We start from the raw sequence: 25,761 nt of genomic DNA on the forward strand, positions 1-25,761 counted from the left end.
GAGACCACCAGTACGGCACCGTCCATCTGCGCGGCGCCGGTGATCATGTTCTTGATGTAGTCGGCGTGCCCGGGGCAGTCGACGTGGGCGTAGTGCCGCTTGGGCGATTGGTATTCCACATGCGCCGTGGCGATGGTGATGCCGCGCGCCTTTTCTTCCGGCGCGGAGTCGATCTGGTCGTAGGCTTTGAATTCGCCACCGAATTGCGTCGCCATCACCTTCGTGATCGCCGCCGTCAGCGTGGTCTTGCCGTGGTCTACGTGGCCAATCGTCCCCACGTTGACGTGCGGCTTGCTGCGCTCAAACTTTTCTTTGGACATCCAGGCACTCCCCTAAAAAACTGTCTAAGGCCGAAAACTTGGATCGCGCCACATCAGGCATCACAATAATGCATTGAATTTGGAGCCCATAACCAGATTTGAACTGGTGACCTCATCCTTACCAAGGATGCGCTCTACCAACTGAGCTATATGGGCCGGTCTTTATCTTCGATATCGCGCATGGTCGCATGGTTTGGAGCGGGTGATGGGAATCGAACCCACGTCAACAGCTTGGAAGGCTGAGGTTCTACCATTGAACTACACCCGCCTTGGCCGCGCTAGGCTCAACGTCACCCGCGGCGGCAAAAATCCTTTTGTGTCACCGCAAACTTCGTCTCCACGAAGCAGCCAACCCTCAAAGTGTGGTGGAGGGGGAAGGATTCGAACCTTCGAAGGCTGAGCCAACAGATTTACAGTCTGCCCCCTTTGACCGCTCGGGAACCCCTCCAAAATTGAGTCGCATATTATCTTGACAAAAAAACATGATTGTCAATCGCCAGCATGAAGTTTTTGCGAAACGATACTGAAAATTTTCTACTATAATAGCTATTTTCAGGTGGCTGGCGTAGCTCAGTCGGTAGAGCAGCTGATTTGTAATCAGCCGGTCGGGGGTTCGATTCCCTTCGTCAGCTCCATATTTTTCATCGGCTTGCGGCAACGCGGGCCGTTTTCGTTTTGGGTCGGTCAAATGCCGGTCAAAGGTTGCCGGTGAATTTGGGCCGTGATGCGCTCAGATGAGATCGGCGCGATCTTCGAGGAAATCCGCAACGCCCGGTAGACCTTGCCGGCGAATGCCGCTGATAAACTCCTCGGCTGACCGTGGTGGGTTAAGCAGGCTTGCCCGCTGCTCCTTGGCGACACGTTCGAGGATGGGTGGCTCCAGGTCCGCCAGATCGAGAATGAAATCATCCGGGTGTATGGCGAACACTCCGAATTCGCCCAGCGCCTCTTTGGGGAAGTCTTTCAGATTCATCGTAACGATAGCTGCGGCTCCCACTCGAATCGCGGCCGCCAAGACATGGCGATCATCGGGGTCGGGTAGTTTGAGGCCCTCGATGATGGGCTCGTAGCCGGTCACCAAGCAGTCTTCGACGGCCTTATTGATCAACATGACCGTTCGTTCAAGGCGTTCGCTGGCCAAGTCGGGGCGCTTAGCCAGCAAATTTCGGGTCCATTCCTCATGGATTCGAGTCGTCCAGCGCGCCCGGAACCGCCTTGTTCTGGCCAACCGAATCAGCAAGTCACGCAGCGTCGCCGGGTAGAAGACACAAGCATCGTAGACAACGGTAAAGGTTGCCAATCAGTAATCCATCCCCAGTTCTTGCGCCTCCCTGGATAGTTCGTCCAGTGCTTGACGGCTTTCCTCGTCGATCCGCTCCATTGTAGGTCAATAAATCCTGGTACTTGATGCGCCGGTGACGTCCCACTTTGGTGAACGTAATGTTGCCGGTTTCCAACAGATTCACGAGGTAAGGTCGAGAGACACTGAGCAAGTCCGCTGCCTGTTGGGTTGTCAGCGTGTGCTCGATGGGAACCAGCGTCACGGCGTTACCTCGCGCCATTTGGGCCAGGATGTCCGCCAGCATGTGGATCGCGGAAAAGGGTACGGTGATTTCTACGTCACCATCATACAGGCGCAACTGAGCGGTCGTGCCGCCACCGATGATCGCGGCGAGTTTTCGGCTACTTTCGGCCGCCAGCCTCGCTTCCTCTTCAGTCGGCAGGCTCGGGTTCTTGGTGGATGCGAGCGCCATAGTTTATGTCCGGTCCAAAGGATGTTGGGGGAGTTCGTTCGGTTATTCGCTATAGACACCCTATTATTGGCATTATTCGAAATATTCGAAATTTGTTTTTATCAATTAATTTTTATCTATTTATATGAAATTCCAAACAGTTAAATACAATTGCGGCTCAGGTGCTTCTCCGCGCGCGTAAACGGAACGCAAAAAGTCCGGTGACACCACCCCTCGCATGGGCGATTGGTTGCGGAATGTGGAAGGCCAGAGAAAACCGGTTGCAAAGCGAAACCGCTGGTCCGTCAATCTACGCCTCTCTCGGCATCGACAAGACCGACGCCTTTCGGGTACAGCGGCTTTTCCCTAAACAGTCCTATTTAGGTTTGCCACTCGCCACCGATTGCGGCGGCACCCTATCGAGTATTAGGAAACGCTAATATTAATGGGCCTATGCCGGCCTCGACTGCTCCCAGCAACGTCTTTGGCGCGGATTTCCAACAGGGGTGACACTCAAAACCACCTATAGGGACCGAAAAACTGTCGAAAACCGCGCTTCCGCGTATCCGTGGGGCGTTTATATTCAGGAAGGACCCGCCAGCTTTCCAGCCATTTTTTACCGTGTCGGAAAAGTCAGACTGAAAAACGGCGGAATTTGCACGCAAGCCATTGGATGATAGAAGAATTTGCTCGTATTTATTCGGTGCGAAAGTTAACTTTTCTCAACTTCCCATGGGCTTTGCTTCGAGTCTGCGCTTCGGGCACCGGCCATTCAGCGCCACCTTGGCCTTGCCTTCCGGCGTCTTCGGACCCGTGGATAGCCCGCCATGTAGGTGACAGCGGCCAGAGTCATAAATGTCCTTGCGCTTGCAGGGTGTCCCCTTGCGAGTCTTCGCGCCACACGTCAGACCGCGTAAGTCTTCCGGCAGGATTGGAAACTCGGGCGGGGGATACTGAAAACCTCGCTTGCGCCACCGCTCGGCGACGCGGGCATGTTCGGCATTGAATGCGCGCAGTCGTTTACGTTGCTCAGGGGTACTCATGCCAAACCCTCGCGCGCGTTTATGGCGTCGGAAAATTCCATTGCCGTGCGGCTGGGCTGGGGTTATGCGGCGATCAGCGCCCTTTTGTGCGCCTGGATTGCGGCCACATGCCGCGCTTGACCGATGAAGTCGCGCGCAACGAGTTTTTTCAGTCCGGCCACCAGCAGTTCCGTATCGGCGACGGTCGCGCGGTCCTGCTCGATCTCGGCCCGGAAGGCGGCTAACCGCTCCGGTGGCCAGCTTTCGTCGCCGATGGCGGTCAGCGCCATGCGATCGGGTAATCGCTCGGTGCTGTCGATCAAGCGCGCCTTGGCGGATTGCAACCGCTCCTCGGCTTCGGCAATGGCTTCCAACGCGCGTTGCTTGCGCGCTTCCATGTTCAGCCGCGCGGCTTCCACTTCTCTTTCGAGCTGTGCCAGGGTTGGTTTTTTCATCAAAAATTCTCCGTGAGAGTCCGGCACTCAAGCCGGGAAGGATGGACCGGTCTACATAGGTTAAGGCGATCAATCTTCCACCATCACCAGCCGCAACCTATGGCGCAAGGTGTGAATCGCCGTGGGTGAATCCACCGGCACGATGAGGTTTCCACGCACCGGTGGCGCATTGCTCAGCCGGCGAAGTTGTCTTGCCAAGACGTCGGCCGGCATATCGAACCGGGCCGCCAGTTCGGACAGGCGACCGGACCACGCCACCACCGAAACGTGGAAATCGCTGGTCAATTCATCTTCCCCCGCATGGCTTTGGTGGCTTCGCGCAATTGATTTTCGATGCGCTGGTGATGACGTGCTCCGACAAAAGCCAGCGCCGCGAATAGCGCTTGGTGCAGGTCGTTACGCGATGCGTTGGGATCGCACAACGCTTGCGCGCCAAGGTGCAGCAGGCCGGCCGGGTCGTTCCGCAAACTGGACGGCATGTTGGCGGCGCTATCCATGATTTCGCCGATGACGTCGATATGGGCGTGGTCGCGAACAGGTTGCGGTTTATTGTTTTTACCGGGTCCCGCCTCAACTTGAGGCGATACCCGGCTAATCACTTTCCCGGTGTCCGTGCGCGGCTGCTCGGCGATTTGTGCCCTAGAGGCTTCCGCCCGTTTCCGGTTGGCTTCCGCCTCGGCCTTGCGCCGTTCCGCCGGGTATTTCCAGATCCTGCCTTTTAGGCGCTCGACACTTGCCGCCAGTCGCAAAGCATGGTCGGTGTCCGAAATCTTCGCGTGGCGGTTCAGAGTTTCCATGGCCAGCGAACGAAGCGCGCGGGAAATGTGGTCGCACTGCATCAACGCGTCGCGCTTTTGGTTGGCGGTAAGGGTTTTGCGGCGGCGACTCATTGGTGCGCTCCCGCCTTGGCACGCTGGCTGGCCTCGCTTCGGGCGCGGGCCGTGGCATTCCACGGTGACCAGCCGCTCGCGATGAGTTCGGCGACTCTGGCGGCGTGTAGATCGTCCGGTGGCGGCTCTGCGGGCGGTTGCTGGCGGTTGTCGTCGGAGAAATTTTCTCGGCTATGGCGTACAGACTCACCAGACTCACCAGACTCACTTTTGTTGCCTGAAGCCGATTGCGGCTGCGGTGAGTCGCGTGAGTCTAGTGAGTCTGTTTCCCCACGGTCAGCGAATTTCGCAAAACGCGATTTATCGACTATCGCCACCCGCCAGTTGACGGCGCGTTGCGATGTCCCTTTTGTGTCGAATTTCGCGCCGGTTTCCACACGCCCAGCGTATTTCTTAAGGAATTCGCCAAGATAGCGGCTGTTTGCTCTACCGCTCTTGTCTGTAAAATGCTCTTCCAGCGCTTCGCGCATGATCGGATAACACGGGCGTTCGGTGCCTTCTTCGTCGAGTTCGGTCTCGTTGGCTCGGCAAACCGCCTCACGGCTGGTGGCCGGCGCGCTCTTGAAAGTCGCGTGCCATGCCGTCAGCAACGCCCGCAATTTGACCCGGATCGGGTCGCCGTCCTCGATGGCCTCACGTCCCGTCAGCGGATCGGCCTCCCCCAGCCAAACCAGCGCGGATCGCACCAGCCCCGACCAATCCTCGAACCGCGCGAAATTCTTGATCGGTTGCTTGGGTTTGCCGGCCACGACATAGGCACGCAGCACGGTCAACGCCTCCCGAATCAGGCGGGGACGATGGGCGGGTATCCAGTCGTACAGGTTGCGCTCAAATTCGCGCTCCTCAGGCCGCTCAACCTTCGGGTCCAGGTTGCAGGGCACGATTCGCGTGGTCAGATCGCCCGCGATCACCAAGTTGTTGCCGGTGGCCTGCCAACAGCACAACGTGGGCGCGGTGCCGGTCTTGTTGCTTCCCAAAATCCGGTCTGTGAATGTTTCCTGAGTCAGCACGCTGCATAGCGTCTGATTGGCAAGCGGCTCCTCAATGTTGTCCAGGTTGACCACCAAATCGCCTTGCATCAGCACGGACAGGATGCGTTTACGCATCTCATCGCCGTCGGGCGTGAAGCTCATGACTGTCGCCGGGTGTCCGGTCGCGATCAACGCCGCGACATCGGCTAGTAGGCTCTTGCCGCTCGCCATGACCGGCGCGTTAAACGTGTGCATCGGCGCGGCCTTGAGGGCGTGACGGACGATGGCGGTCAGGATCGCCGACAAGGCGGCCGACCGGTCGTGGTTTTCTTTGAAGGGGAAGCCGATCAGCACCTCATCCTTGAGAAAGGTCAGCGCGGCCAAAGCCTGTTCGCGGGTCGGGCGTTGCGGGATCGACTCGAATTCAACGGCGTTGTTGACGAACAGTAAGCCAGTGGCTTCGTCGTAACCGGGTTGATCGAGAATGCTGCCGTCCGGCCGTAGGGTCGGCGAATTGATCACCGCCACCAGCGGCTTGGCCTTCCAGTGCCCGCGCCGCGCCAGCAGGGTGGTCGCGACGGTCCGTGGCGCATTGCAGCACTTATAGTCCTCTTTTTTGGAGTCCCAGCGTTCCCAGCGGATCAGCCTGTTGAATTGGTCCAATAAATAGTCGGGGTCTTGATTCAGAATGGTGACAGCACCACCGGGACGGGTGATTCCTCGCACAGTCTCGGCAGAATTGGCGCACCAACGAACTAACTGCCCGCCTCGCTGGAAGAAATTCGGCTCATGCGCACATAGCGCCACTTCGGCCTGATCTACTGTTTCGGGCAGTGCGCCGGGTGTTAGCTGGATCGTTACGCCACGATCGGGCGCTTGCGTCTGTTGTACTTGTTGGGCATCAGCAACAATGGCGTCAAGATAGCCGTCATCATCCAGCGGCGGCGGTTCAGTGGCTTGTGATTCATCGCCCAGCCAATACCGGATGCCACCATGGGCTTGGCTTTGTAGATACGGCTCGCGTGCCCGTAGATTGAGCCACCCGACCAACCGCGCTTGGCCGTCGGGATAATCCTGCTCTAGTGGATCGGTGGTAGTCGCTTCGTGCCATGCCGCTCGGTCGCGCAGCAGTTCGTGGACGGTCAGCGCCTTGCGGATCTTGCCACCTTTCTTTACGGCCACCAGCTCGAAATCCAGTCCAAGCCGGCCACCTTCGGCCGCTTGGCGGTAGGTCACTTCCAACCGGGGCCGGATGGTCTCGCGCCGCTCCTCGGGCAGGTCCGCCAAGCCAGCGGCGACACGTTCCGCGATCCAGATTTCGCGGACCTGCTGCCGTTCCGCTTCTAGCGCCGCGCCAAACTCACTGCGGATGGCAGCGAGCCGTGATTCTTCCTCGGCGGTCAGGTCCGGCAGTTCCGCCCGAGTATCCAGGTAGGGCGCGGACTCGTTAAATAGCACCGGATCAGGCAGCCGCTGTTCAAGACCGCGCCCAAGATCCGCACCTCCGCAAAAATCGAGGCGCTCCGGCTGGAAGACGGAGGCATCTATCAATGAACGCGCCAGCAGCGCGCCCGACTTCGATACCTCAAATCGGCCGTGGCCAGCCAGCCAAAGGCGGTCGAACAAGACCGCGCCCGCGCGGGAAATGTCGCTGGCTCCCAGCACGGGAATGTATAGGCGTTGTCCCCCGACGCCGCGCAGCTCCGCGCCGGTCTTCCGATCATGGATACAGCTCGAAGCACTCGGCCGCCAGATCGCAGGTGCATCGGCCAGCACCGGGCAGGCAGTGGCCAGGGCGGCGTGCAGTTCGTCCACACCTAAAGGTTTGCCGTCAGGTGCGGGGTCATAGTCGAGCATCAGCAGCCCGGCACCTTCGGGCCAGTGGAAATGATCGCGGGTCCGGTGGATTACCGGAAGATCGTCGCCGACATGGGTCGGCGCATCCTTTGGAATGACACGGGCGCGGTCGTGACCGTTGATTCCGTAGGTCAGCGCTTGATTCGGTCGCAAGTTGGTCAGCAACGCGGCGAATTCGGCCAGGTCTGCGACGGTCAGCCGCTCGGCAATGCCGTCGGCCATGTTTCCGCCACCCTCTTTGACTAGGGTATCGCCAGCGAGAATGAAGCGCTTACTCAGGCGCTTCGGAGTGATCGCGGTGAATCTGGTGAAGCTTAAGTTGGTACTCAAAGTGCGTCTCGCTATCAGTTCGTGACAGCGGGAGCTGACTCCAATAGAATCCCAACTTGCCGGGTTTAGGATTCCATGGGGCCGCTCCACTGTCGAAGTGGGCGGCCTTTATGCGTTGGGGGGGAGGCAAAGCGACTGGATTAGCGGCCATGGCTGGCGCTCCTTTGAATCTCTGAAGTTGAAGCGGTGCCCGGTGATGGGCGGCTTGGAGGTTCAGAACCGCAAAGGAACGGCGGTGGGTATTCGGATATTTCCCACCCCTCCAAGCCATGGACGGATTCCAGGCATGGGGGCACAAAAATACCGCAAATCTGTCGGGTGCGGTTACCGCCTTTGAGGTTTCTGACGCCTCGCGGATCAGTATACGCCGCCGTGGGCGCGGTGCAAGGGAGGTCATTGGGTGGCCTCTAGGGCGCCAGGGCGGATGGTCCGGCGGGTGATGAATGCCTCCACATCGGCGCTACGATACCGAACGCGTGCACCCACCTTCACGTAAGGGAGGTTCACACGACCTGTGCAACGCCAAACATTCAAGGTTTTTTCAGAGACGCCAAGGTTGGCGGCGGTCTGCTCGGGCGTGAGTAGGGGATCAATCTTGGTGGGGGTCTGCATGGCTACCTCGCTGCTTCTAAAAACTGCGGATAGCTTGAAATAAAAAAAACTGGTAAGTCTGGTTAATTAACCAAACTCACCAAACTCACCAAACTCACCAAATCATATCCTTTTGCGGACCGTTTCAATGGAATCATTGAGTTTCAAGCGATCAATAACTTCCAAAGCTAGGCCGTATTTTTTAAACGCCGGCTTTCCGCTTCTATTCCGCTCTTGCTGGATTTTATCGGCGCACTCTTTCCATTTTTCGTGCTCTTTGCCGCGCTCGGTAACACGTTTTTTTTGGTTTTTTTAGGCTGGTTTTTTGTCTGGCGCAGATTCTCCCGAATCAGTCGCCGCCGGAGCGATGGCCACATCTTGGGGAACGGTTGGTGAGAGAGAGTGTTCAATCGGGAGCGCTGGCCAACCGTAACGGCACAACGTGGCGTCAACCTCAGACAGTCGCGCCCATCGCGCCGATAAGTTGAGACTTGCGGATAGTTCATCGGGGAACGTTGCCGGCTTTCCAGTTTTGTCGTAAGTGGGCAACCCCAACCGGTAGACCAGCAGCACAAGGAGGTGCAGGCAATCGTCATTCTTTACCACCGGATGCCGCGCTGCCGCTCTCTGGAAACTGACCATCAAGTCAGCCAACAATCCATGGCGCACCGCGAAGTCGGACGAATAGGCTTCGTTTAGGAATCGCACCGCACCGGGGATGCGTGTTCCCCCTTCTTCAGGGGACACAGGTTCGTCTTGATAACCATAGACCGGATGCCTCATCAAAATCGTTTCAAGCGTATCCAGTGACACCAGCGGACCGCTCGGGGCCACTTCGGGGTTTGATAAAATGTCTTGAATAGACTTTTGAATCTGGTCGGCAATACTGGTCTTAGAATCTTGTATCGCCTTTTCTCGCTCCAAGACTTCAACACGAGTCCGTAGCTGGCGCAATCGGTCAAGTCGGTGTAGGCGCTCGCTGGCCACTCGCTGGGGGTAGCTACGTTCCCGCCTTTCACGTCGCTCGCTTTCCCGACTTCCATTTTCTGGAGCGTGATAAAACTCCCATGACTCGTAATCTGCTTGCTCGTTTCGTAACGCTTCCCGAAGCGCGACGAGTTCTTTAGAATCCTCTCCTGTCATCTTCCAAGGTCTCCAAAGCCGAAATGACAAGGGGCGGTTCCTGTTTCGCCACAGGGCCGCCCCGCTTCGTTTCTACGGTACTGCTTCTTTCACCCTACCCCCCCCACCTCCATCGTGTTCGCCGCGTGCCTTGTAGGCCGCCTACAGACCGCATTCAAGCAGTTTACTCCAACCATCCTTCAGTCATGACCTGCTCCAGGGTAAATGGACAGACGGTCGGACCGGATCAGGTCGGCTTGCTGGCGCGTCCAGGCATGAAAATCTTGCCGGTGCAGATCGCTCATGACACGTTCCTCGAAGTCGGCGGCAGGGGGATGACCTCGGCGGGTGGGTTGCGAGTCGCCATGATGGCGTTGCCGCTGCGCTCCAGGGCTTGCCGGACCGGATCGACCGCCAGATGGGCATAGCGGCTGGTCGTGCTGGTCTGGGTGTGCCCCAGCGCCGCGCCGATCAGGGTCAGCGGTACGCCCTGATTGGCCAGCCACGAGGCGGCGGTGTGGCGGAGGTCGTGTATCCGTAGCCCCTCCAGCCCCGCGCGGGTCAAAACCCGCTTCCAGGCGGCCTTGGGCTCCTCCAGGTGACCGCTGGCGCTCGAAGAGGGGAAGACATACCCCTTGCCTCCATGGAACGCCTGACGGGCTTGCAGGATGGCTAGAACAGGTGTTGACAACGGGATGGTGATCGGACGCTTGGTCTTGTGCTCGCTGCCGGGGACCGTCCAGCAACCGCCGCTCAAATCCACATCCGCCCAGCGCATGGCCTGCACGTTGCCCCGTCGGGCACCGGTCAGCAGGCACAGGAGGAAGAAATCGCGCATGTCCGGGTTCTGGTCGCCCTCGATGGCTGCCAGCAGGCGGGGCATGGTCGCCGGATCGATCCAGGTTTCCCGCTTCTGTTCGGGGAGCAACGGAATCCCGGCGGCCGGGTTGCTCAGCTTCAAATCGTAGGCGCGGATGATCCAATTCAGCAGCGCCCGCAGCAGGCGCAAGGCCGCGTTCGCCGCATAGAGGCCGTGACGTTCGCCGGTGGCGTGATGCCAGTCCGTGATGGCGCGGCGGGTCAAGCGCGAGAGCTTCCGGCTTCCCCAGCCTTCCAGATAGCGCCGATAGGTGGCTTGATCCTGCTCCCAACTGCGCTTGTGCTGCTTGCCGTGCTCGATCCAGCGCTCGAACGCCTCCAGCAAGGTCATTTCCGCGCGCTGTTCCCGACGCACTTCCACCGGATCGATGCCGGTCGCGGCTTCCCCGTTCAAGCGGGTGACGGCCGCGCGGGCTTGCTCGGGGGTCATCGCGGGATAGCCGCCGTTCTCCAGCTTGGCGAAAGCCGTCTTGCCGTTCAGCCAGCGGATGAAATAGAAGCTCTTGCGTCCGGTGGGCGTGATCGACAAGGCTAGTCCAGGCACCTTGGTATCGAAGTAGTAGGTTCGCCGGTCGGGGATCGGTAGGCGGTCAATACGCTCTTTACTGAAGGAAAACTTACGGTTATCGGCGTTTGCGTTCATGGGTGCCCCTCGCGGGTGAAAAACGGCGGTCAGCCCACTCATTCGCCAGTCGGTCAAATGCCGGTCAAATGGTCAAAGGAAATCGCCGTTAACTCGGGTTAATCCATTGAAAGCATAAGCCGCTGAATCGTAAACGTCTATTAACTTGGGTAAATTGCGAGAAAATCAGGGGACACTAATTTGTAATCAGCCGGTCTGGGGTTCGATTCCCTTCGCCAGCTCCATATTTTTCATCGGCTTGCGGCAACGCAGGCCGTTTTCGTTTTCGGCCGTGGCACCGATGCGGCACCACGAATTTTTTACCGGCGGCAGGGGCGTGGGTCATTCTCCCAAATCCGGTTCACCGCAGTGGCGCAGAATCACCGCCCGTGCCCGATCGCGCAGCCGCACCGCCGCCGCCCAATCGTCGCCATCCGGCTGAACCGGCGCTTCGACCCGCACTTCCAGCCGACCGCGGCGTGGAAACCAGGAGCCGGCGCGCAGCATCGAGCGGGTGCCGCGAATCGTGACCGGGACCACCGGTGTCCCCGCTTGCGCCGCCGCCAGAAACGCACCCATGCGAAACGACAGCAGCCCCGGCATGCGTTTGAAGGTGCCTTCCGGGAAAAACCCGAGCGAGTGGCCGGCGTGCGCCGCCTCGGCGATCTTGCGGGCTTCGTCGACGCTACGCTGTATGTCGAAGCGCTCGACGAATAACGTGCCGATCCGTTGCAATGGGGGGCCAATCCAGCGGTTATCCAGCAACTCCCGCTTGGCGACGTAATGAAAACGGCGTGGGATGGTCGCCATCAGCACGTAGGCATCCAAGAAGCTGGAGTGGTTGGCCACCAGTACGCAGGGACCGGCTGGCAAGTGTTCGAGCCCGCGCACCGTCAACGGCGTACCGGTGAGCTGAGCTAGCAGCCAAGTCGCGGTCCGGCTCAGTGCCCAGCGCCATTTCAGCTTCGGTAGCGTCATGATTCCCAGCCACACCGCCGGTGCCAGCAGCCCGAACAGGGTCCAGGCGTAAGCGGCATACAGTCGCTCCAATGCGCCGCGCCAAAATCGCTGTGTTTGCGCCCAGCCGCTGGCTAGCGCGATCCGCGTTAGTTGCAGCCACAGCGCCCGGCCGCCACGCCCCAGTGCGTTGTGTTCGAACAGCTCCCGGATGGCCGCCCGGCGGATTTTGCCGCTGGAGGTTTTTAGCACCGTATGCGGCGGCGCCAGCACCACTTGGTCCGGCGGCGTTCCCAGCAAGTCCACCCCGACACTCTGAATCTGTTGGCGTAGCTTGGCCAAGGCTTCCGGTTGGGTGGCGCGAGTTTCGGCGACCACGACCAGGTGTTCGCTGCCGGTGGCGAGGTCGGCGCTGGCGAAAACCGCCACGCAGCCCTTGCGGATTCCCGGAATTTCTCCGACGGCCTGTTCCAGTTCGTAAGGGTAAATGTTGCGCCCGCCGCGAATGATCAGATCCTTGACTCGGCCGGTCAGGTACACGTCGCCGTTGGCCAGATAGGCGCGGTCGCCGGAGTCTAGCCAGTCGTCGCCGTGCGGGAACAGTCGTTGGGTGGCCTCGGGATTGCGGTAGTAACCAGCCGTCGCCGACGGCCCCTGAAATTCCAGCCGTCCTTCCTGCCGCTCCGGTAGTTCCCGGCCGTGGTCGTCGACGATGCGTAGTTGGTGGCCGGGGAGCGGCTGGCCGCAGGCGGGGAAGAGCAGGGCGTTCGCCTCGTTCGCGTCCGCCGGTTCGGCTCGACCGCCAGCCATGAACGCGCCGCGCCGCACCCGGTCGATGATCGGTGTCCGCCCCGGCGGTTGCAACGTCAGTCCGACCGAGCACTCGGCCAGCCCATACACTGGCGCCATGGCGTCCGGCCGGAAGCCGTAAGGCTCGAAGCGGGCGATGAACCGTTCGATGGTGGCTGGGTTGACCGGTTCCGCGCCATTGCAGCTCATTCGCCAGGAGCTCAGGTCCAGCCCTTCGATTTCGTGATCCTGGATGGCCCGCACGCAGAGTTCGTAGGCGAAATTGGGCGCGGCGGACAGGGTGCCGTGATGGTGGTGGATCGCCCGCAGCCAGCGGGCCGGCCGGGCCAGGAAGCTCAGCGGCGACATGACAACTAGGGGGAAACCATGGTACAGGCTGCTCAGACAGGCGCCGATCAGGCCCATGTCGTGATACAGCGGCAACCAGCTCACGAACACATCGTTGGGTCCGGCCGCCACGACCGAGCCCATGGCGCGCAGATTGGCCAGCAGATTGGCATGGGTCAGCATCACGCCCTTGGGGTCACCGGTGCTGCCGGAGGTGTACTGCAGGAAGGCGAGATCCGGGCCGCGAACCGGGGCGTCGCTCCATGGGGTCGGTTCTCGCTCCAATTCCGCCACCGTGACGATGTGGCGCAGTTCCTCGACTTGCGCCCGCAGCAGTCGCGCCACCAGCTTGGCTTCGGGTACGGTGATCAACGCCATGGTTTGGGCGTTGCCCAGCAGCCGGGCATGGCGGCGCAGATGCTCTTCGATCTGCGAAGGGCGGACCGGCGGATAGATCGGTACCGGTACGCCGCCCGCCAGCAGGATGCCGAAAAAAGCGAGGAAATACTCGGGACCGGTCGGGAGCATGATGGCGGCGGTCTGTCGGGGTTGCAGCCCGCGTTCCCGCAGCCCGGTGGCTACCGCCCGGGCGCGCTGCCGCAGTTCGGCGTAGGTGAAGGCGGTGTCGATCCGATCGTCGTTGCCGTAAATCTGGATGGCCACCTGCTCGGGCTGGCGCCCGACATGCCAGTCCAGCATGTCGATCAGGGTTTCGGCGCCGTCCGGGAGGCCAACGGTTGCGGCTTGTTGCGCCGTCGGCGCTTGCCAGTCTGGCGCGAGCGCGGTTGCCTCCGGCGGTTGGCCGCTGGCCCGCAGGATCAGTTCCAACAAGTCGCGTGGACTTTCCGCCAACAGCACCTTTTCGTCTAGCTGTACGCGAAAATTCCGTTCGATCCGTTGTAGTAGTTCGGTGCGCGCCAAGCTATCCAGCGCGAGATCGCGATCGATGTGGCTATCCAGGGTCAATGTCGGCGCGTCTCGCTCGGACTGGCGAATTTCCAGCAATAGTTCCCGCATGATCGTTAGCAGGTTGGCTGCGGTATCCCCGGCGTTCGTGGATGCCGGTTCGGCGGAGTTTGGCAAGCCATCGTGATTGGGAGACATGGCGATAGGTCCGGTGATTGTCGCGAATTCCGGCCGATAACCGGAGTCGGGCTGTTGGCGTCCTAAATCAACATTCTAGAATATGAGGGATAATGCGTGCCGGCATCGGCGTAAACTTGCCGAACTTCACCCTGCCGCCGCCCGATTCCCGAGGATTTGTCCATGACTCGCAATGTGTTTCGCTGCTGGTTGGCTTCGCTGCTGCTGGGGCCCGTTTGCGCCTTCGCGCTGGAAGTTGGCGAGATTCAAGTTGATTCCGCCTTGAACCAGTTGTTCGATGCCAGGATTCCGCTGCCGACGCTATCGCCGGAGGAATTGGGCAGGATTTCCGTCAAGGTGGCGTCGCCGACGATGTTCAAGGAGTTTGGCCTCGACCGAGGGGCAACCTTGGATCATCTGGTCTTTTCGATCCAGTACGATGCCGAAGGCAAGGTTTACGTCAAGGTGGTGTCGATCAAGCCCATCCACGAACCGTCGCTGGCATTGCTGTTGGAATTCGGCTGGCCGCGCGGCAAGACGTTCCGGGAATTCACCGTACTGCTCGATCCCGTGCGGCGTTTGGTCGAGCAACCTGCCGCCGGTCGAACCAAAACCGTGTTGGACATGCCCGCCGACACCGAGGTCGAGTCGAACTCCGAGCCGCCGCCTTCGGCCGATATCGTTGTGAACAGAACCATTCAATACCCAGATCAACCGACCTCTTCCACGGAAGCGTCCTCGTCCGGGAGTTGGGTCTATCGACCGGGGGATGTGTACGGGCCGGTCGCGTCCGGCGAGGGGCTCTGGGGAATCGCGCTCAAGGTTCGACCCGATCCCGGAATCACCCGGGATCAGATGATGCAGGCCCTGTTTCAGGCCAATCCGGATGCCTTTTCCAAGGTGGGGGTCGATGGTTTGCGCATCGGGGCTCTGTTGCGAATTCCGACATTTCAGGAAATCGCCGATTTCACCGGTTCTGCGGTTGCCAGGCAATTGGCAGCAACGGAGAAGGCAGCGGCGGAAAAGGCAGCGGTGGAGAAGGTGGCGACGGAGAAAGCGGCAACGGACGATGCGCGAACTGGCATTGTATCCGTCGGGGAGGCGCCGGCGTCGGCGGTGGAACCGGTGGCGGCGGGAACAAACGCCAGCAACTTGGCCGTATTTCCCTTGGCGCGGCCAAGCGCGCTTGAGCCGATTCCGCCAGCCCTGGAACCGAAGCCGGAGGTTCCCACGCCCGAACCGGCGATGGTCGCGGCCCCCGGAACCGAAGCCCGAAGCTTCCGATTTCGAACCGGAGCCTGAGGTAATCGAACCCGCGACGGTCACGGCTTCCGAGCCGAAGGTTGAAGTTTCCACGCCCGAACCGGTGGTGGTTGCGGCCCTCGAACCGAAGCCAGAGGTTCCCACGCCCGAACCGGCGGAGGTCGCGGTTTCCGAGCCGAAGCCGGAGGTTGTCGAACCTGACCCTACATTGAGCACAGTTGCATCGGGACTGGTGACGCCTACGGTCGTTGCGCCAGTTTCGGCGACGCCACTGTTGTTTCTGGTCGTTTCAGAAGTCATGGCATCAGCTACCGCTCAGGTTCCTCTCGTGCCTATTGCACCGCAAAACCTTGCTGATGCGCGGATTGCCGATGCCGTGGCATCGTCACCGCTTCTTGCGCTTGACGCCGATGCAGTGACGCCGTCAGCGCTTGATGACCAGACTACGACTGAACCGAGTACGACTTCTCAGGCAACTAACGGCACGTCAGCAACAGTGGCGGCTGATGTTTTCGAGTTATCGCCAACCGCCGATGTTGTTGAATCGCTAGTTGCGGAGTCCATCGTGCGGCCAGTTGCGGGGTTCGCTGTCCTGCCGGTATTTGAATCAGCCGAAATCGTTCCGGTAACCAATTCCGCAAAACCGCCGGCGATGGAGTCCGCCGCTCCATCGAGAGTTGAACCCGCCGAGGTCGCGGAAGTGGTGGAACCGCCGGGAGTTGAACCCGCCGAAGTTGCCGAAGTTGCCGAAGTTGCCGAAGTTGCCGAGGTCGCTGAACCTGCTGATTCAGCAGTGGTTAAGTCCGAAAAGCCGGCCATGCCCGCATACAAGGAGGGCGATCAATACGGTCCCGTCATGCCCAACGAACGGCTTTGGGATATCGCCGCCAAGGTTCGCCCCGCTCCGAATATCGGTGTCGACATCATGATGAAGGCGCTATTTGCCATCAATCCAACGGCATTTTCCAAAGAGGGTATGGATTACCTGAAAGTGGGAGTGACCTTGCGGATTCCGACCTTACGGGAAATCGTCGATCACACCGGTTCCAAAGTGGCGAAACAATTGCTGGAACAGCAAGCTGCTGCCAACCAGGTAGCCGAGCCGGAGGGGTCGACTCAGGTTCCGCCTTCTCCGCCGCCGGCTGCGGCATCCGGGTCGGATTCTGGTTCCGAACCCGAACCCGAACCCGAACCCGAACCGAAGTCCACTTTGCCACCGTCCGCCGTTAATTGAGGACGGAAAAACCCTCTCCAAAAGAGAGGGCTGGGTTGTGAGAAACCAGTGCTGGCTTGCGAATCAACGCCAGTAGAAATTCAATCGGGATTGGCGGGTGCCGATGGTTACGGGTTGCCGTTGGGTTTGATCGGGCGTACTGGCTTCCACGGTATAGGTACCCGGCGGCAGTTGGGCGTAGAACCAGGGGCCGTTCGACGTGGCGCTCAGCACGGTCTCGCCGCGTTTGTCCGCGATGATGACCTTGGTGTCCGCCAGATAGTCGCCACTGCCTTGCATGGCGAATAGTAGCCGCAGATTGAATTGCCCAGATAGCGCGTTGAGTTCGGCGCGTTCGCTTTCGCCCACGCCGCCGGAGGCGTAACGGATGCCTCGATAATCCTGAACCTGAATCCGATCACCCGGCGGCAGCCAGCCGGGTCCGGTGTCTTCCGCGTCGGGGGTATATGAGTCCTCCGCGGATACTGGCGTTGGTGCCGCATAAGGGCGTGGTGATGGCGATGCGGACGGCGTTGGTGGTTGCGCCGGCTCGGCCGGTTGGGTGTAAAACTGGATGGGGCCTTCAGACGCCGGTTCGTAAGGGGAGGTGGGCTTGAGCGGTGGCGGCTCTTCGTAACGTGGCGGAGATGAACCGTAAGGTGTGGGTGTGTATGTCTGTTGCGCGTTGGTCAGAGACAATCCGCCGCTCAGTGCCAGTGCCGCCGCAATCGAACCTATCGTGCGCATCGTTGCCATTTCGGACCTCCTGAATGTTTTCCGTGAGCCTTGTCGGACAAGGAATTTCCAGCAGTCTTGCTCCGAAAACCTTAGAGTTCGCGGGGGAGCGTTTGATTCCCGCGTCGTTCAACCGCCTTGGATCGTCTGCGCGTACTGTTGACGCATCTCTTTCTTGTTGAGCTTGCCCACGCTGGTCTTGGGGATGGAATCGACAAACAAGACTCGGTCGGGAATACCCCATTTGGAAATGATGCCCTTGTCGGCGAAATCCTTCAGCCAGTCACGGATTGTCGCTTCGTCCACTTGTCCGGTTCGATCGGGCTTGAGAACCACCAGCGCCAGCGGTCGCTCGCCCCATTTGGGGTCGGGAATGCCGACCACCGCCGTTTCCGTCACCGCCGGATGTTTGAGAATCAGATCTTCCAGTTCCAGCGACGAGATCCATTCGCCACCGGTCTTGATCACGTCCTTCAGCCGGTCGGTGATCTTGAGATAGCCTTCCTGGTCGATGGTGCCAATGTCGCCGGTGTGCAGATAACCGCCGCGCCAGAGTTGTTCCGAGGTTTGCGGGTCCTTGAGGTAACCTTGAGTCAGCCACGGGCTACGCACCACCACCTCGCCGGAGGTCGTGCCGTCATGGGGTAGATCGTTCATGTCCTCGTCCACCACCCGCAATTCGACCAGCGGCAGTGGCAGACCGGTCTTGCAGCGGATTTCCAACTGCCGTTCCTCGTCCCAGTCCAGCATATGCGGTTTCAGGTGAGCCAGGGTCAGTAGGGGGCAGGTTTCGGACATGCCGTAGGCGGTGAAGATATCCACGCCCCGATCGCGCGCCTGTTTGGCCAAGGCTTGTGGCAGCGCCGCGCCGCCGATGGTCACTTTCCAGCGCGATAAGTCGATTTCTTCCACCTTGGGGCTGGCCAGCAGCATTTGCAGGATGGTCGGCACGCAGTGGGAGAAGGTCACGCTCTCGCGCTGAATCAGACTCAATAATTGTTCCGGTACGTAGCGGCCCGGATAAATCTGCTTGACGCCCAGCAGGGTGGCGGCATAGGGAATCCCCCAGGCGTGAACATGGAACATGGGGGTGATCGGCATGTACACATCGTCGCGGTTGAAACGACCCTGACCGGTTCCGGTCAGCGCGGCCAGCGTGCCGAAGGTATGCAGCACCAGTTGGCGGTGGCTGAAGTACACACCCTTGGGTAGGCCAGTCGTGCCGGTGGTGTAGAAGGTGGTGGCGCGGGCGTCTTCGGAAAAATCAGGAAATTTGTAGTCGGGATCGCCGGACGCCAGCAAGGTTTCATACTCGGTGCCGATGTCCAGGGTGGTGGCCGGCGTCTGGCCGGTATCGTTCAGCAGCACCAGTTTCTTGACCGGCTCGATGCGGTCGCGGATGGCTTCCAGCACCGGGAGGAACTCGGTGTTGACCAGAATGACGTCGTCTTCGGCGTGGTTGATGGTGTAGAGAATCTGTTCGGGGGAGAGGCGGATGTTGACGGTGTGTAGGACCGCACCCATCATCGGGACCGCGAAGAAGCATTCCAGATAGCGGTGGCTGTCCCAGTCCATCACCGCCACGGTGTCGCCGCGCCTCACCCCAAGTCCCGCGAGACCGCTGGCCAGGCGGCTGACCCGTTCGCCCAAATCGCGATACGTTTGGCGCTTGAAATCGCCGTAGACGATCTCCTGCTCGGGGAACTGACGAATCGGGTTATCGAGCAAGCTTTTGATCAACAAGGGATTATAGTGGGCGGATGGGGTGCGCTCGATGAGTTGTTCGGACATTTTGTTCTACTCCATGGCGTTTTATCGTTCAGCTCGCGTGTCGGGCGATGTACGCTTTGACCGCCGCCACGTCTGCCTCCATCACCTCAAACCGTTGCGGTAGTGCTTCGATGTTTTCGTAACCGGCCGGGCGTTCCGGCGGATGGCCCAGCGCCTCGACGATGGAATCCTCGAATTTGGCGGGCAGGGCGGTTTCCAGGCAAAGCAGCGGCACGCCTTGCTCGCGATACTCCAGCCCGACTTTTATGCCATCGGCGGTGTGGGTATCGACGACCGTGCCGCATTCCTGGTAGACCCAGCGGATCACCGCCATGCGGTCCGGGTGATTGCTGGAGCCGGACACGAAGCCGGATGGCAAGATGGCGCGGAAGGCGTCGGTGCCGGATAAGTCGAAGAAACCGAAAGTGTCCACTTGCCGCCACAGTTCGCGGACCATCGCCGGATCGCGCCCGACCGCGTCGAAAATGAAGCGCTCAAAATTGGACGCCTTGGAGATATCCATCGAGGGGCTGCTGGTATGCGCCACCTGGGCGGTCTGGCGCACCCGGTAGACGCCGGTGCGGAAGAACTCGTCGAGCACGTTGTTTTCGTTGGTGGCCAGGATCAGTCGGCGGATGGGGAGGCCCATGCGCTTGGCGATGTAGCCGGCGCAGATATTGCCGAAGTTGCCGGATGGCACGGCGAAGGACACTTCCTGATCGTCGTGGGTAGTGACCGCCAGCCAGCCCTTGAAATAATAGACAATCTGCGCCGCCACCCGCGCCCAGTTGATGGAATTGACGGTGCCGATGGCGTGGCGGGCCTTGAATTCGGCATCGTTGCTGACGGCCTTGACGATGTCCTGACAGTCGTCGAACACGCCGTGCACGGCGATGTTGAAGATGTTGGGATCTTGCAGCGAGAACATCTGCGCGGTCTGGAACCGGCTCATCTTCTGGTGGGGCGAGAGCATGAACACCTGGATGCCGCGCTTGCCGCGCATGGCGTATTCGGCGCTGGAGCCGGTATCGCCTGAGGTGGCGCCGAGGATATTGAGGTGACCGCCGGTTTTGAGCAGAGCGTATTCGAACAGGTTGCCGAGCAACTGCATGGCGATGTCCTTGAACGCCAAGGTTGGGCCATTCGATAGTCGCAGCAACCAGACGTTATCCAGCAGGTTGGTGACTGGCGTAATGGCTTCGGTGCGGAAGGTATCGGCGGAGTAGGTGCGGTCGATCAGCGCGCGCAGGTCGGCGGCCGGTAGATCGTCGGCGAATTTGCTCAGGATGGCGAACGCCAGTTCCGGGTAGGACAGGCCGCGCCAACCGGCCAATTCGCCGGGCGCCAAGGTCGGGTAGTGCTCCGGGACGGCCAGGCCACCATCGGGCGCCAGTCCGCCCAGCAGGATCTCGGAAAAGGTCGCGGGGGCCATGCCGCCCCGGGTGCTGAGGTAGCGCATGTGGTCGGTCCTCTGAAAGCACGAAGAGCAGGGGTCTATGAATAAGCTATTGTAGCCCTCCGCCTCCATAAAGGCGCTGATCCCGCGCAGGGATTGGGGAAGGAGACCGTCACCTCCTCTCATCTGCTGCTTTACGCGCGCTGCTCACAGCAGGTGTCCGAAGGCGTTTCGGGGGGTCTCCCACTGGCTGTTTGCGGGATCGCGTCCGAAAGAAGTGGGTAGCCGATCCGTGATTAGAGCCCGAACCACTTCCAAAATCGCCCGAAGAGGCTGGTGCCGCTGTCCTTGGCGCGCGGTGGATCGACAATCTCTGTTTGGTCGACCGATCCGACTGGATTTTGGGTTTCGCTGGGTTGTACGGGGTCGGTTTCTTCGTTCGGGTGTTGTTGCGATGATGTCGTATCCGCTGCTGGAGCGGGAGCTTCGGCTTCGGGCGCGACTACAGGGGAGGCTTCGGGCGCGACGGTGACTTGAACCGATTTTGAGGTTTGCGGTGCTTCGCCGGTATAGGGGGTCTCAAAATTGGCATAGTCCCGGGTCACATAGCCCGCGAGAGTCCATTCCCGCAGCATCAAGACCAGAGACCAGCTTCCCGGTGGGGTTGGCACGCGGTGCGCGGTCGTCCGCAGATCAAACTGTTGCCCCTGGCCGGGGAGCGAGCCGATAACCACGCCGGCCAATGGGATGCCATCGAAAGCGCCGCCGGCATAGGGTGCGGTCAAGGCCCACAATTCCAGCGACAGCGTACCGCTCATATTGGCTGGATCGCGTGGATTCTGGATCGCGTCGACCGTCAGTTCGATTTGATCTTCCGTGAGCTGATACCCCACCTTGCCCAGGATGCGTGGCAATGCGAAACGTTCGGGGCGAGGATAATTGGCAAAGGCGTGAATGTGCCGGAAGTCTCCGTTCTCGCCGGCGGCGAGCACCATGAGCATGGCCCAGTCGCGAACACCGGCGGGGGGGCATGACGAAAGTGGAGCCCGCGACGGTGATCGATGGCGGCGCCGTCTCCGGTAGGGGGTCGAGCCGAATTTCGGCGACCTTGACGCCTGAGAGTTCACCACCCACGAAGGGTGTGTCGAGCGCCCAGAGTTGCAGTGCCCAGGCGGCGGATGTCGCATGTTCGGAATCGAGGATGTTTAGGTCGGCGCTGAGGTGGATCTGGTCGCTGGTGATGGTGTAACCATTGGATACGCCGAAGCAAATGGCGGGTGAGTCGACTGTCGATGGAGCGGTTGGGTAAGTAGTCATTGGAATGCGATGTTTCAATTTGGTGCAGGGTTTGGATGTCTAGAGGTGAAGCGGTTATGTGCTCCGCTTCTCTGCCCAGCGGCGATGCTGCTTGCTAGAGCGGGGCGGGAGTCTAAAGCAGAACCGGAAATCTGACCATGCTTTCTTGGCGTCGGGCGTGTGCCCACGAAGCAGGGTTGGTTCGGGGATCGGGAAAAGTTGACGCGCGATCGCCATGAGGTCGCGCCATGCGCATGTCATGGTCCCGCGAGGATTCGGCGACCCGGTCGGAGTGACGGCTAGGAAATCGAGGGAGTGGCGTTAGTTCGAACGGGAAGAAGTCGTTGCGCGATTTCCCTGGCCCAGGGATTGATCTCTCCGTAGACCTTGCTCAAGCGGCCCCGCGACGCGCGAAAAAGCAGCCTTGCGCGAGCGTCGTCGATCGAGTTGTCGTACACGTAGGTTCGGTCGGCCAGCCAGGTTACGACCGAACAGTACGCCAGCGATTTGGTATAGCGCCCGATGATCTTGGGAATGGGCACGTCGTGTCCGCCTTCCATCACCCGCATGGCGACCCGTTTGGCGTTGATGGAAGGGTCGTCGGTGCCGACGAAAAACAGCCGGATGAAAAAGCCGGCGTCGCCCGCCCGGCGGATGAAGTCCATCTTGTCGGGGGCGGAAAGGACGGTTTCGAAGGCGAGGCTACGGCCTTCCGTCAGGCAATGCTCGCGAATCTCGGCGGATCGCCGCGCTGCTTGCATGATTGCGTCGGGTGCGTTCCAGTCGCCGAATTCGTCGCGGGCAATGAAATCCGGGTTGACGTAGACGCAGCCGTCCATCCATTCGTGCATCAGCAGTTGTTGGGTGATCGAAGTCTTGCCGGAGCCGTTGGGACCGGCGACCACGATAAGCCGGGGTTTTCCCCCGTCGGTCATGCCTGCGGTCGAGGGGGGTTGATGGCGAGGATTTCGGCGCGTAGGCGGATCATGAGTTGTTCACGCGCCGCCTGAGCATGCTTGCGCGCTTCCATCGCAACCGCTTCCATCAGGGTGTCGAGTTGCTCGTCGGAGGGTTCGTGAGTGATGTCGTTCAAATCAAATGCTGGTTGTTTCATCGTCTGCTCCGAAGTTGACTCGCGTTGGCCGGTGGCCGCCCGCTTTTGCCGTTGGCCACTCTATCCATTGTAACTCAAGCCGTTGTGGTCGGTTGGGATTCATCCGATTTCTTTAAGCGCGCAGGCGTGAATCGGTCACGCTCGCCATGTGGAAACGCTGGGGCTGCGCGATAAAGGACTTTTCGGAAGTACACTTTCGGCGGGGATGTGCCGCAGATCCCGCGCCTGATCTCGGCGGAACGTCTCAGGCGCGTTATTATGATGTAGCCAACGACAAATACGGAATCAAACCTGCGAGTCGAGCAGCATGAATCGGGATCAAGTTTTTATCAGCTATAGCCATGCGGATGGTGACTGGCTCAAACGACTGCAAACCATGCTTGCTCCTTTACAGCGTCAGGGAGCATTGGACGTATGGGCGGATACGCGTATCCAGCCGGGGCAACTGTGGAAGGAAGAGATTGAAAAAGCGCTGGCCAGGGCCAAGGTTGCCGTACTGCTGGTCAGTCCGGACTTTCTGGCCTCGGAATTTATCGCTCGGCACGAGTTTCCGACGTTGCTGGAGGCGGCCAGCAAAGAGGGTCTGATCATTTTCTGGGTGCCGGTGCGGCATAGCCTGTATGAGGAAACGGACATCGCACGTTACCAGGCAGCCTATGATCCCAGAACACCGCTATCCACACTGACGGCGGCCGAACAGGATGCCGCGTTGGTGCAGATCGCCAAAAAACTTAGGGCGGTCAAACCGCCTACTTCTCCATCGAAACCACCACAACCACCGGAATCACCACCACAACCATCACTGGAACGACCGGAACGACCGGAACGACCGGAACGACCGGTATTGTTTACTCGGCTGCGGATCATATTGGTGTTGGTTATTTTGGGTGGGACTGGTCTGTATTACTTTGGGCGCGAGTTCTATCAGACGTATATCGCCACATCAGCGGTGGCGAAGGAAGCGGTGGCGAAGGAAGTGGGGGCGAAGGAATTCCACGACACTCTCAAGGATGGTAGTCCGGGACCGGTGATGGTGATGATTCCAGCAGGAACATTTTTGATGGGGTCGCCGGAAAACGAGAAAAGCCGTAATGATAACGAGCATCAGCATCGCGTCGAGATCAAACAGAATTTTGCTATTGGCAAGACGGAAGTCACGGTAGGGCAGTTCCGGCGTTTTGTGGAAGCTACGAGCTATCGAACGGAGGCGGAAGCAACGGGAGGTTGTTATTCTTGGGATGGTAAAACATGGCAACAAACTGCTGATAAGAACTGGCGAAATCCGGGATTTAAACAAGATGATCAGCATCCGGTGGTCTGTGTGAGCTGGAACGACGCGCTGGAATATACCAAGTGGCTATCGAAGCAGACCGATAAAGAGTACCGCCTTCCAACCGAGGCGGAGTGGGAGTATGCGGCACGAGCGGGAACACCAACCCCGTTCTCTTTCGGGGCCACGATCAGTACCGAGCAAGCTAACTACGATGGTAATTACACCTATGGCGGGGGACAAAAAGGCGTGTATCGGCAAAAAACCGTACAAGTCGGCCAGTTTCCGGCCAATGCCTGGGGCCTGCACGATATGCACGGCAATGTCTGGGAATGGACCTGCTCCGAATACGACAAAGATTATGGTGGCGCCGAATTGCGTTGTGTCAGTGACCCCGATTCCGGCGGTCCTCGGGTGTTGCGGGGCGGTTCGTGGCTCTACGAACCGGAGTGGTTGCGGTCGGCCGCTCGCAACTGGGTCGACCCGCGCTTCAGGCTCGACGGCGTGGGATTTCGTCTTGCCAGGACATTAACCATTTGATCTTTTTTATTTTTCACTTTATGGGGGTCCAGGGGGCGAAGCCCCTTGGTCGCCGCAAATTTCAAATACCCATCGCCGTATCCGGTTGCTGAAGGTTTCGGTTGAAGACCGCCAACAAGTCGGTGGTTTTTAGATCATCATTGGAATCCAAGGCCGCGACCTTTTCGAGCAAAGGGATGCCTTTCTCCGTTTCGCCCTGCCGCGCATACAAATAGGCTTCGCCCTTCAGGCAAAGCAAATAGAATCGGACCAGCACCATATCGTTTTCATGGCCCTCGCGAAGTTGCGCCTCGCTGAGTGTGCTCCAGTCTTGGGGTAATCCGAGCTTTTGCCGCACGACTTCACGGGCTTTTTGACTGATATCCAGGGCTTCTGGATAACGGTGCTGGTAAAAAAAAATAGCGAAACAGGGAAACCAGAACCATCAAATTTTCCGGGGCCAGTTGAAAGGCGCGCTGTAAACCCGCCTCGGATTGTCCGTCACTGTAATCTTCGGCGGCTTGTTGCAGTAACTGCACGACCTCTTCGGAAGGCGGGTTGTCGAAATACAGCGGTTCGGCATCGAAAGATAATAGATCCACAACGAATTTCCTCAGCGAATCAACAGGATCGGAAGGGTACATTAAAGCCGAAGGGACCGGCACAATCAAGGCGTGAGGATAGATGTAATGTCGTCATATCATTTCCATGAGGCTCTATGAGATCTCCCATGGAGACCACAAGATATAGGGGTATGGCACTGGAAGCCAAAGGGGGCTGTGTTCGTGTTAACCGTGTATCCGGTACAATGGCGAAACGAACCGGAGGCTGAGCGTGGAACAAACCGAATACAAACAGATCGTTGCGCGTCTGGAAGGGCTCACGGATGCGCAATTTGACGCACTGCTGGAGACCCTGCGGTACCGGAAGGATGCAGACGGCGTACAGCGCCTGGTGATGGCGCGCCTGGCGGAACGTCAATGCTGCCCGTACTGCGAGGGTAGGACGATAGGATCTGTTTAGAAATAACCCGGTCAAGTTTTATCCGGGGTTTCGGGTGAGATGGTGTAATTCCATTCCCCGTGGAAGGGGGCTTTTTGAAGATGGACGTGACTCATCTGGTCGCCGCTGATCTTGATCCCGGTGGGATAGGTGTGCTGATCCAATCGCGCTGTGTACGGTCAAGCCGGTGCGGGTGTGGGTGGCCCCGATCAAC

General features: G+C 59.6%; 26 protein-coding genes and 4 tRNA genes. 5 read left to right on the forward strand and 25 right to left on the reverse strand.

Annotated elements, in window-relative coordinates:
* The 4 genes from E4P82_RS18440 to E4P82_RS18455 all read right to left on the reverse strand — a co-directional run.
* Positions 1–320 (reverse strand): GTP-binding protein (locus E4P82_RS18440; protein ID WP_246327709.1); only part of this gene is annotated, 320 nt, incomplete at its 3' end.
* An 80-nt stretch (positions 321–400) separates the two neighbouring features.
* Positions 401–476, reverse strand: a tRNA-Thr gene (locus E4P82_RS18445).
* Between the two features lie 38 nt (positions 477–514).
* Positions 515–588 (reverse strand) — tRNA-Gly (locus E4P82_RS18450).
* 95 nt (positions 589–683) lie between these two features.
* Positions 684–768, reverse strand: a tRNA-Tyr gene (locus tag E4P82_RS18455).
* 111 nt (positions 769–879) lie between these two features.
* On the opposite strand from E4P82_RS18455, the gene E4P82_RS18460 reads away from it, so the two are divergent.
* Positions 880–955 (forward strand) — tRNA-Thr (locus tag E4P82_RS18460).
* 95 nt (positions 956–1,050) lie between these two features.
* Here the strand turns inward: E4P82_RS18460 and E4P82_RS18465 are convergent.
* The 12 genes from E4P82_RS18465 to E4P82_RS18515 all read right to left on the reverse strand — a co-directional run bounded on the left by E4P82_RS18465 (position 1,051) and on the right by E4P82_RS18515 (position 13,990).
* Positions 1,051–1,620 carry a PIN domain-containing protein gene (locus E4P82_RS18465; protein ID WP_169250250.1) on the reverse strand — a complete coding sequence of 190 codons (570 nt, stop codon included), beginning with the start codon at positions 1,618–1,620 and terminating at the stop codon, positions 1,051–1,053.
* Complete coding sequence (locus E4P82_RS18470) at positions 1,562–2,074, reverse strand: helix-turn-helix domain-containing protein (RefSeq protein WP_312915685.1); 513 nt, start codon at positions 2,072–2,074, stop codon at positions 1,562–1,564. Before E4P82_RS18470 ends, E4P82_RS18465 begins: the two co-directional genes overlap by 59 nt.
* A gap of 701 nt (positions 2,075–2,775) precedes the next feature.
* Complete coding sequence (locus E4P82_RS22440; protein WP_246327710.1) at positions 2,776–3,096, reverse strand: HGGxSTG domain-containing protein; 321 nt, start codon at positions 3,094–3,096, stop codon at positions 2,776–2,778.
* 62 nt (positions 3,097–3,158) lie between these two features.
* Positions 3,159–3,530 (reverse strand): hypothetical protein, encoded by a 372-nt coding sequence (locus tag E4P82_RS18480; protein ID WP_169250251.1) that lies wholly within the window; start codon positions 3,528–3,530, stop codon positions 3,159–3,161.
* 69 nt (positions 3,531–3,599) lie between these two features.
* A complete protein-coding gene (locus E4P82_RS18485; RefSeq protein WP_169250252.1) occupies positions 3,600–3,815 on the reverse strand; it encodes a hypothetical protein in 216 nt (71 codons plus the stop codon).
* On the reverse strand, positions 3,812–4,420 hold the full coding sequence (locus tag E4P82_RS18490; protein WP_169250253.1) for a hypothetical protein: 609 nt from the start codon (positions 4,418–4,420) through the stop codon (positions 3,812–3,814). The genes E4P82_RS18485 and E4P82_RS18490 overlap by 4 nt, the downstream gene beginning before the upstream one ends.
* Positions 4,417–7,470, reverse strand: coding sequence for a hypothetical protein (locus E4P82_RS18495; protein ID WP_169250254.1), 3,054 nt, complete (start codon positions 7,468–7,470; stop codon positions 4,417–4,419). Before E4P82_RS18495 ends, E4P82_RS18490 begins: the two co-directional genes overlap by 4 nt.
* A 501-nt stretch (positions 7,471–7,971) precedes the next feature.
* On the reverse strand, positions 7,972–8,190 hold the full coding sequence (locus E4P82_RS18500) for a helix-turn-helix domain-containing protein (protein WP_169250255.1): 219 nt from the start codon (positions 8,188–8,190) through the stop codon (positions 7,972–7,974).
* Positions 8,191–8,481: 291 nt separating this feature from the next.
* Positions 8,482–9,312: a hypothetical protein gene (locus E4P82_RS18505; protein ID WP_169250256.1), complete on the reverse strand. Its 831-nt coding sequence runs from the start codon at positions 9,310–9,312 to the stop codon at positions 8,482–8,484.
* A 179-nt stretch (positions 9,313–9,491) separates the two neighbouring features.
* The gene (locus E4P82_RS22445; protein WP_246327711.1) at positions 9,492–9,596 is read right to left on the reverse strand and encodes a DUF29 domain-containing protein; all 105 of its coding nucleotides are present in this window, start codon (positions 9,594–9,596) and stop codon (positions 9,492–9,494) included.
* Positions 9,593–10,813, reverse strand: a complete 1,221-nt coding sequence (locus tag E4P82_RS18510) for a tyrosine-type recombinase/integrase (RefSeq protein ID WP_169250257.1) — start codon at positions 10,811–10,813, stop codon at positions 9,593–9,595. Before E4P82_RS18510 ends, E4P82_RS22445 begins: the two co-directional genes overlap by 4 nt.
* A gap of 321 nt (positions 10,814–11,134) precedes the next feature.
* Positions 11,135–13,990, reverse strand: coding sequence for an AMP-binding protein (locus tag E4P82_RS18515; protein ID WP_169250258.1), 2,856 nt, complete (start codon positions 13,988–13,990; stop codon positions 11,135–11,137).
* Between the two features lie 162 nt (positions 13,991–14,152).
* On the opposite strand from E4P82_RS18515, the gene E4P82_RS18520 reads away from it, so the two are divergent.
* Together E4P82_RS18520 and E4P82_RS18525 are read left to right on the forward strand one after the other, a co-directional pair.
* Positions 14,153–15,271, forward strand: coding sequence for a type IV pilus assembly protein FimV (locus E4P82_RS18520; RefSeq protein ID WP_169250259.1), 1,119 nt, complete (start codon positions 14,153–14,155; stop codon positions 15,269–15,271).
* A gap of 235 nt (positions 15,272–15,506) precedes the next feature.
* On the forward strand, positions 15,507–16,466 hold the full coding sequence (locus tag E4P82_RS18525; protein ID WP_169250260.1) for a FimV/HubP family polar landmark protein: 960 nt from the start codon (positions 15,507–15,509) through the stop codon (positions 16,464–16,466).
* A 63-nt stretch (positions 16,467–16,529) separates the two neighbouring features.
* On the opposite strand, the gene E4P82_RS18530 is transcribed toward E4P82_RS18525, so the two are convergent.
* The 6 genes from E4P82_RS18530 to E4P82_RS18555 all read right to left on the reverse strand — a co-directional run bounded on the left by E4P82_RS18530 (position 16,530) and on the right by E4P82_RS18555 (position 22,756).
* Positions 16,530–17,201, reverse strand: a complete 672-nt coding sequence (locus tag E4P82_RS18530) for a carboxypeptidase-like regulatory domain-containing protein (protein WP_169250261.1) — start codon at positions 17,199–17,201, stop codon at positions 16,530–16,532.
* A 108-nt stretch (positions 17,202–17,309) separates the two neighbouring features.
* Positions 17,310–18,971, reverse strand: a complete 1,662-nt coding sequence (locus tag E4P82_RS18535) for a fatty acid--CoA ligase (RefSeq protein WP_169250262.1) — start codon at positions 18,969–18,971, stop codon at positions 17,310–17,312.
* Positions 18,972–18,999: 28 nt separating this feature from the next.
* Complete coding sequence (gene thrC, locus E4P82_RS18540; RefSeq protein ID WP_169250263.1) at positions 19,000–20,409, reverse strand: threonine synthase; 1,410 nt, start codon at positions 20,407–20,409, stop codon at positions 19,000–19,002.
* Between the two features lie 233 nt (positions 20,410–20,642).
* Positions 20,643–21,347, reverse strand: a complete 705-nt coding sequence (locus E4P82_RS18545) for a hypothetical protein (RefSeq protein ID WP_169250264.1) — start codon at positions 21,345–21,347, stop codon at positions 20,643–20,645.
* 594 nt (positions 21,348–21,941) lie between these two features.
* The gene (locus E4P82_RS18550) at positions 21,942–22,577 is read right to left on the reverse strand and encodes an ATPase (RefSeq protein ID WP_169250265.1); all 636 of its coding nucleotides are present in this window, start codon (positions 22,575–22,577) and stop codon (positions 21,942–21,944) included.
* Entirely contained in the window at positions 22,574–22,756 is a 183-nt protein-coding gene (locus E4P82_RS18555; RefSeq protein WP_169250266.1) for a hypothetical protein, read from the reverse strand. The genes E4P82_RS18550 and E4P82_RS18555 overlap by 4 nt, the downstream gene beginning before the upstream one ends.
* A 307-nt stretch (positions 22,757–23,063) precedes the next feature.
* Between E4P82_RS18555 and E4P82_RS18560 the strand changes: the two genes are divergently transcribed.
* Positions 23,064–24,566, forward strand: a complete 1,503-nt coding sequence (locus E4P82_RS18560; RefSeq protein ID WP_169250267.1) for an SUMF1/EgtB/PvdO family nonheme iron enzyme — start codon at positions 23,064–23,066, stop codon at positions 24,564–24,566.
* Positions 24,567–24,627: 61 nt separating this feature from the next.
* Here the strand turns inward: E4P82_RS18560 and E4P82_RS18565 are convergent, their stop codons facing one another.
* On the reverse strand, positions 24,628–24,903 hold the full coding sequence (locus E4P82_RS18565) for a hypothetical protein (RefSeq protein WP_169250268.1): 276 nt from the start codon (positions 24,901–24,903) through the stop codon (positions 24,628–24,630).
* 4 nt (positions 24,904–24,907) lie between these two features.
* On the reverse strand, positions 24,908–25,147 hold the full coding sequence (locus tag E4P82_RS18570) for a hypothetical protein (protein WP_169250269.1): 240 nt from the start codon (positions 25,145–25,147) through the stop codon (positions 24,908–24,910).
* 232 nt (positions 25,148–25,379) lie between these two features.
* Here E4P82_RS18570 and E4P82_RS18575 point away from each other — a divergent pair, with 232 nt between their 5' ends.
* Complete coding sequence (locus E4P82_RS18575) at positions 25,380–25,568, forward strand: hypothetical protein (RefSeq protein WP_169250270.1); 189 nt, start codon at positions 25,380–25,382, stop codon at positions 25,566–25,568.
* A gap of 11 nt (positions 25,569–25,579) precedes the next feature.
* Here the strand turns inward: E4P82_RS18575 and E4P82_RS18580 are convergent, their stop codons facing one another.
* A complete protein-coding gene (locus E4P82_RS18580) occupies positions 25,580–25,711 on the reverse strand; it encodes an ISAzo13-like element transposase-related protein (RefSeq protein WP_420887105.1) in 132 nt (43 codons plus the stop codon).
* Positions 25,712–25,761: the final 50 nt, after the last annotated feature.

The sequence above is a fragment of the Candidatus Competibacter phosphatis genome (genome assembly GCF_012939995.1).
Taxonomy (GTDB): domain Bacteria; phylum Pseudomonadota; class Gammaproteobacteria; order Competibacterales; family Competibacteraceae; genus Competibacter; species Competibacter phosphatis.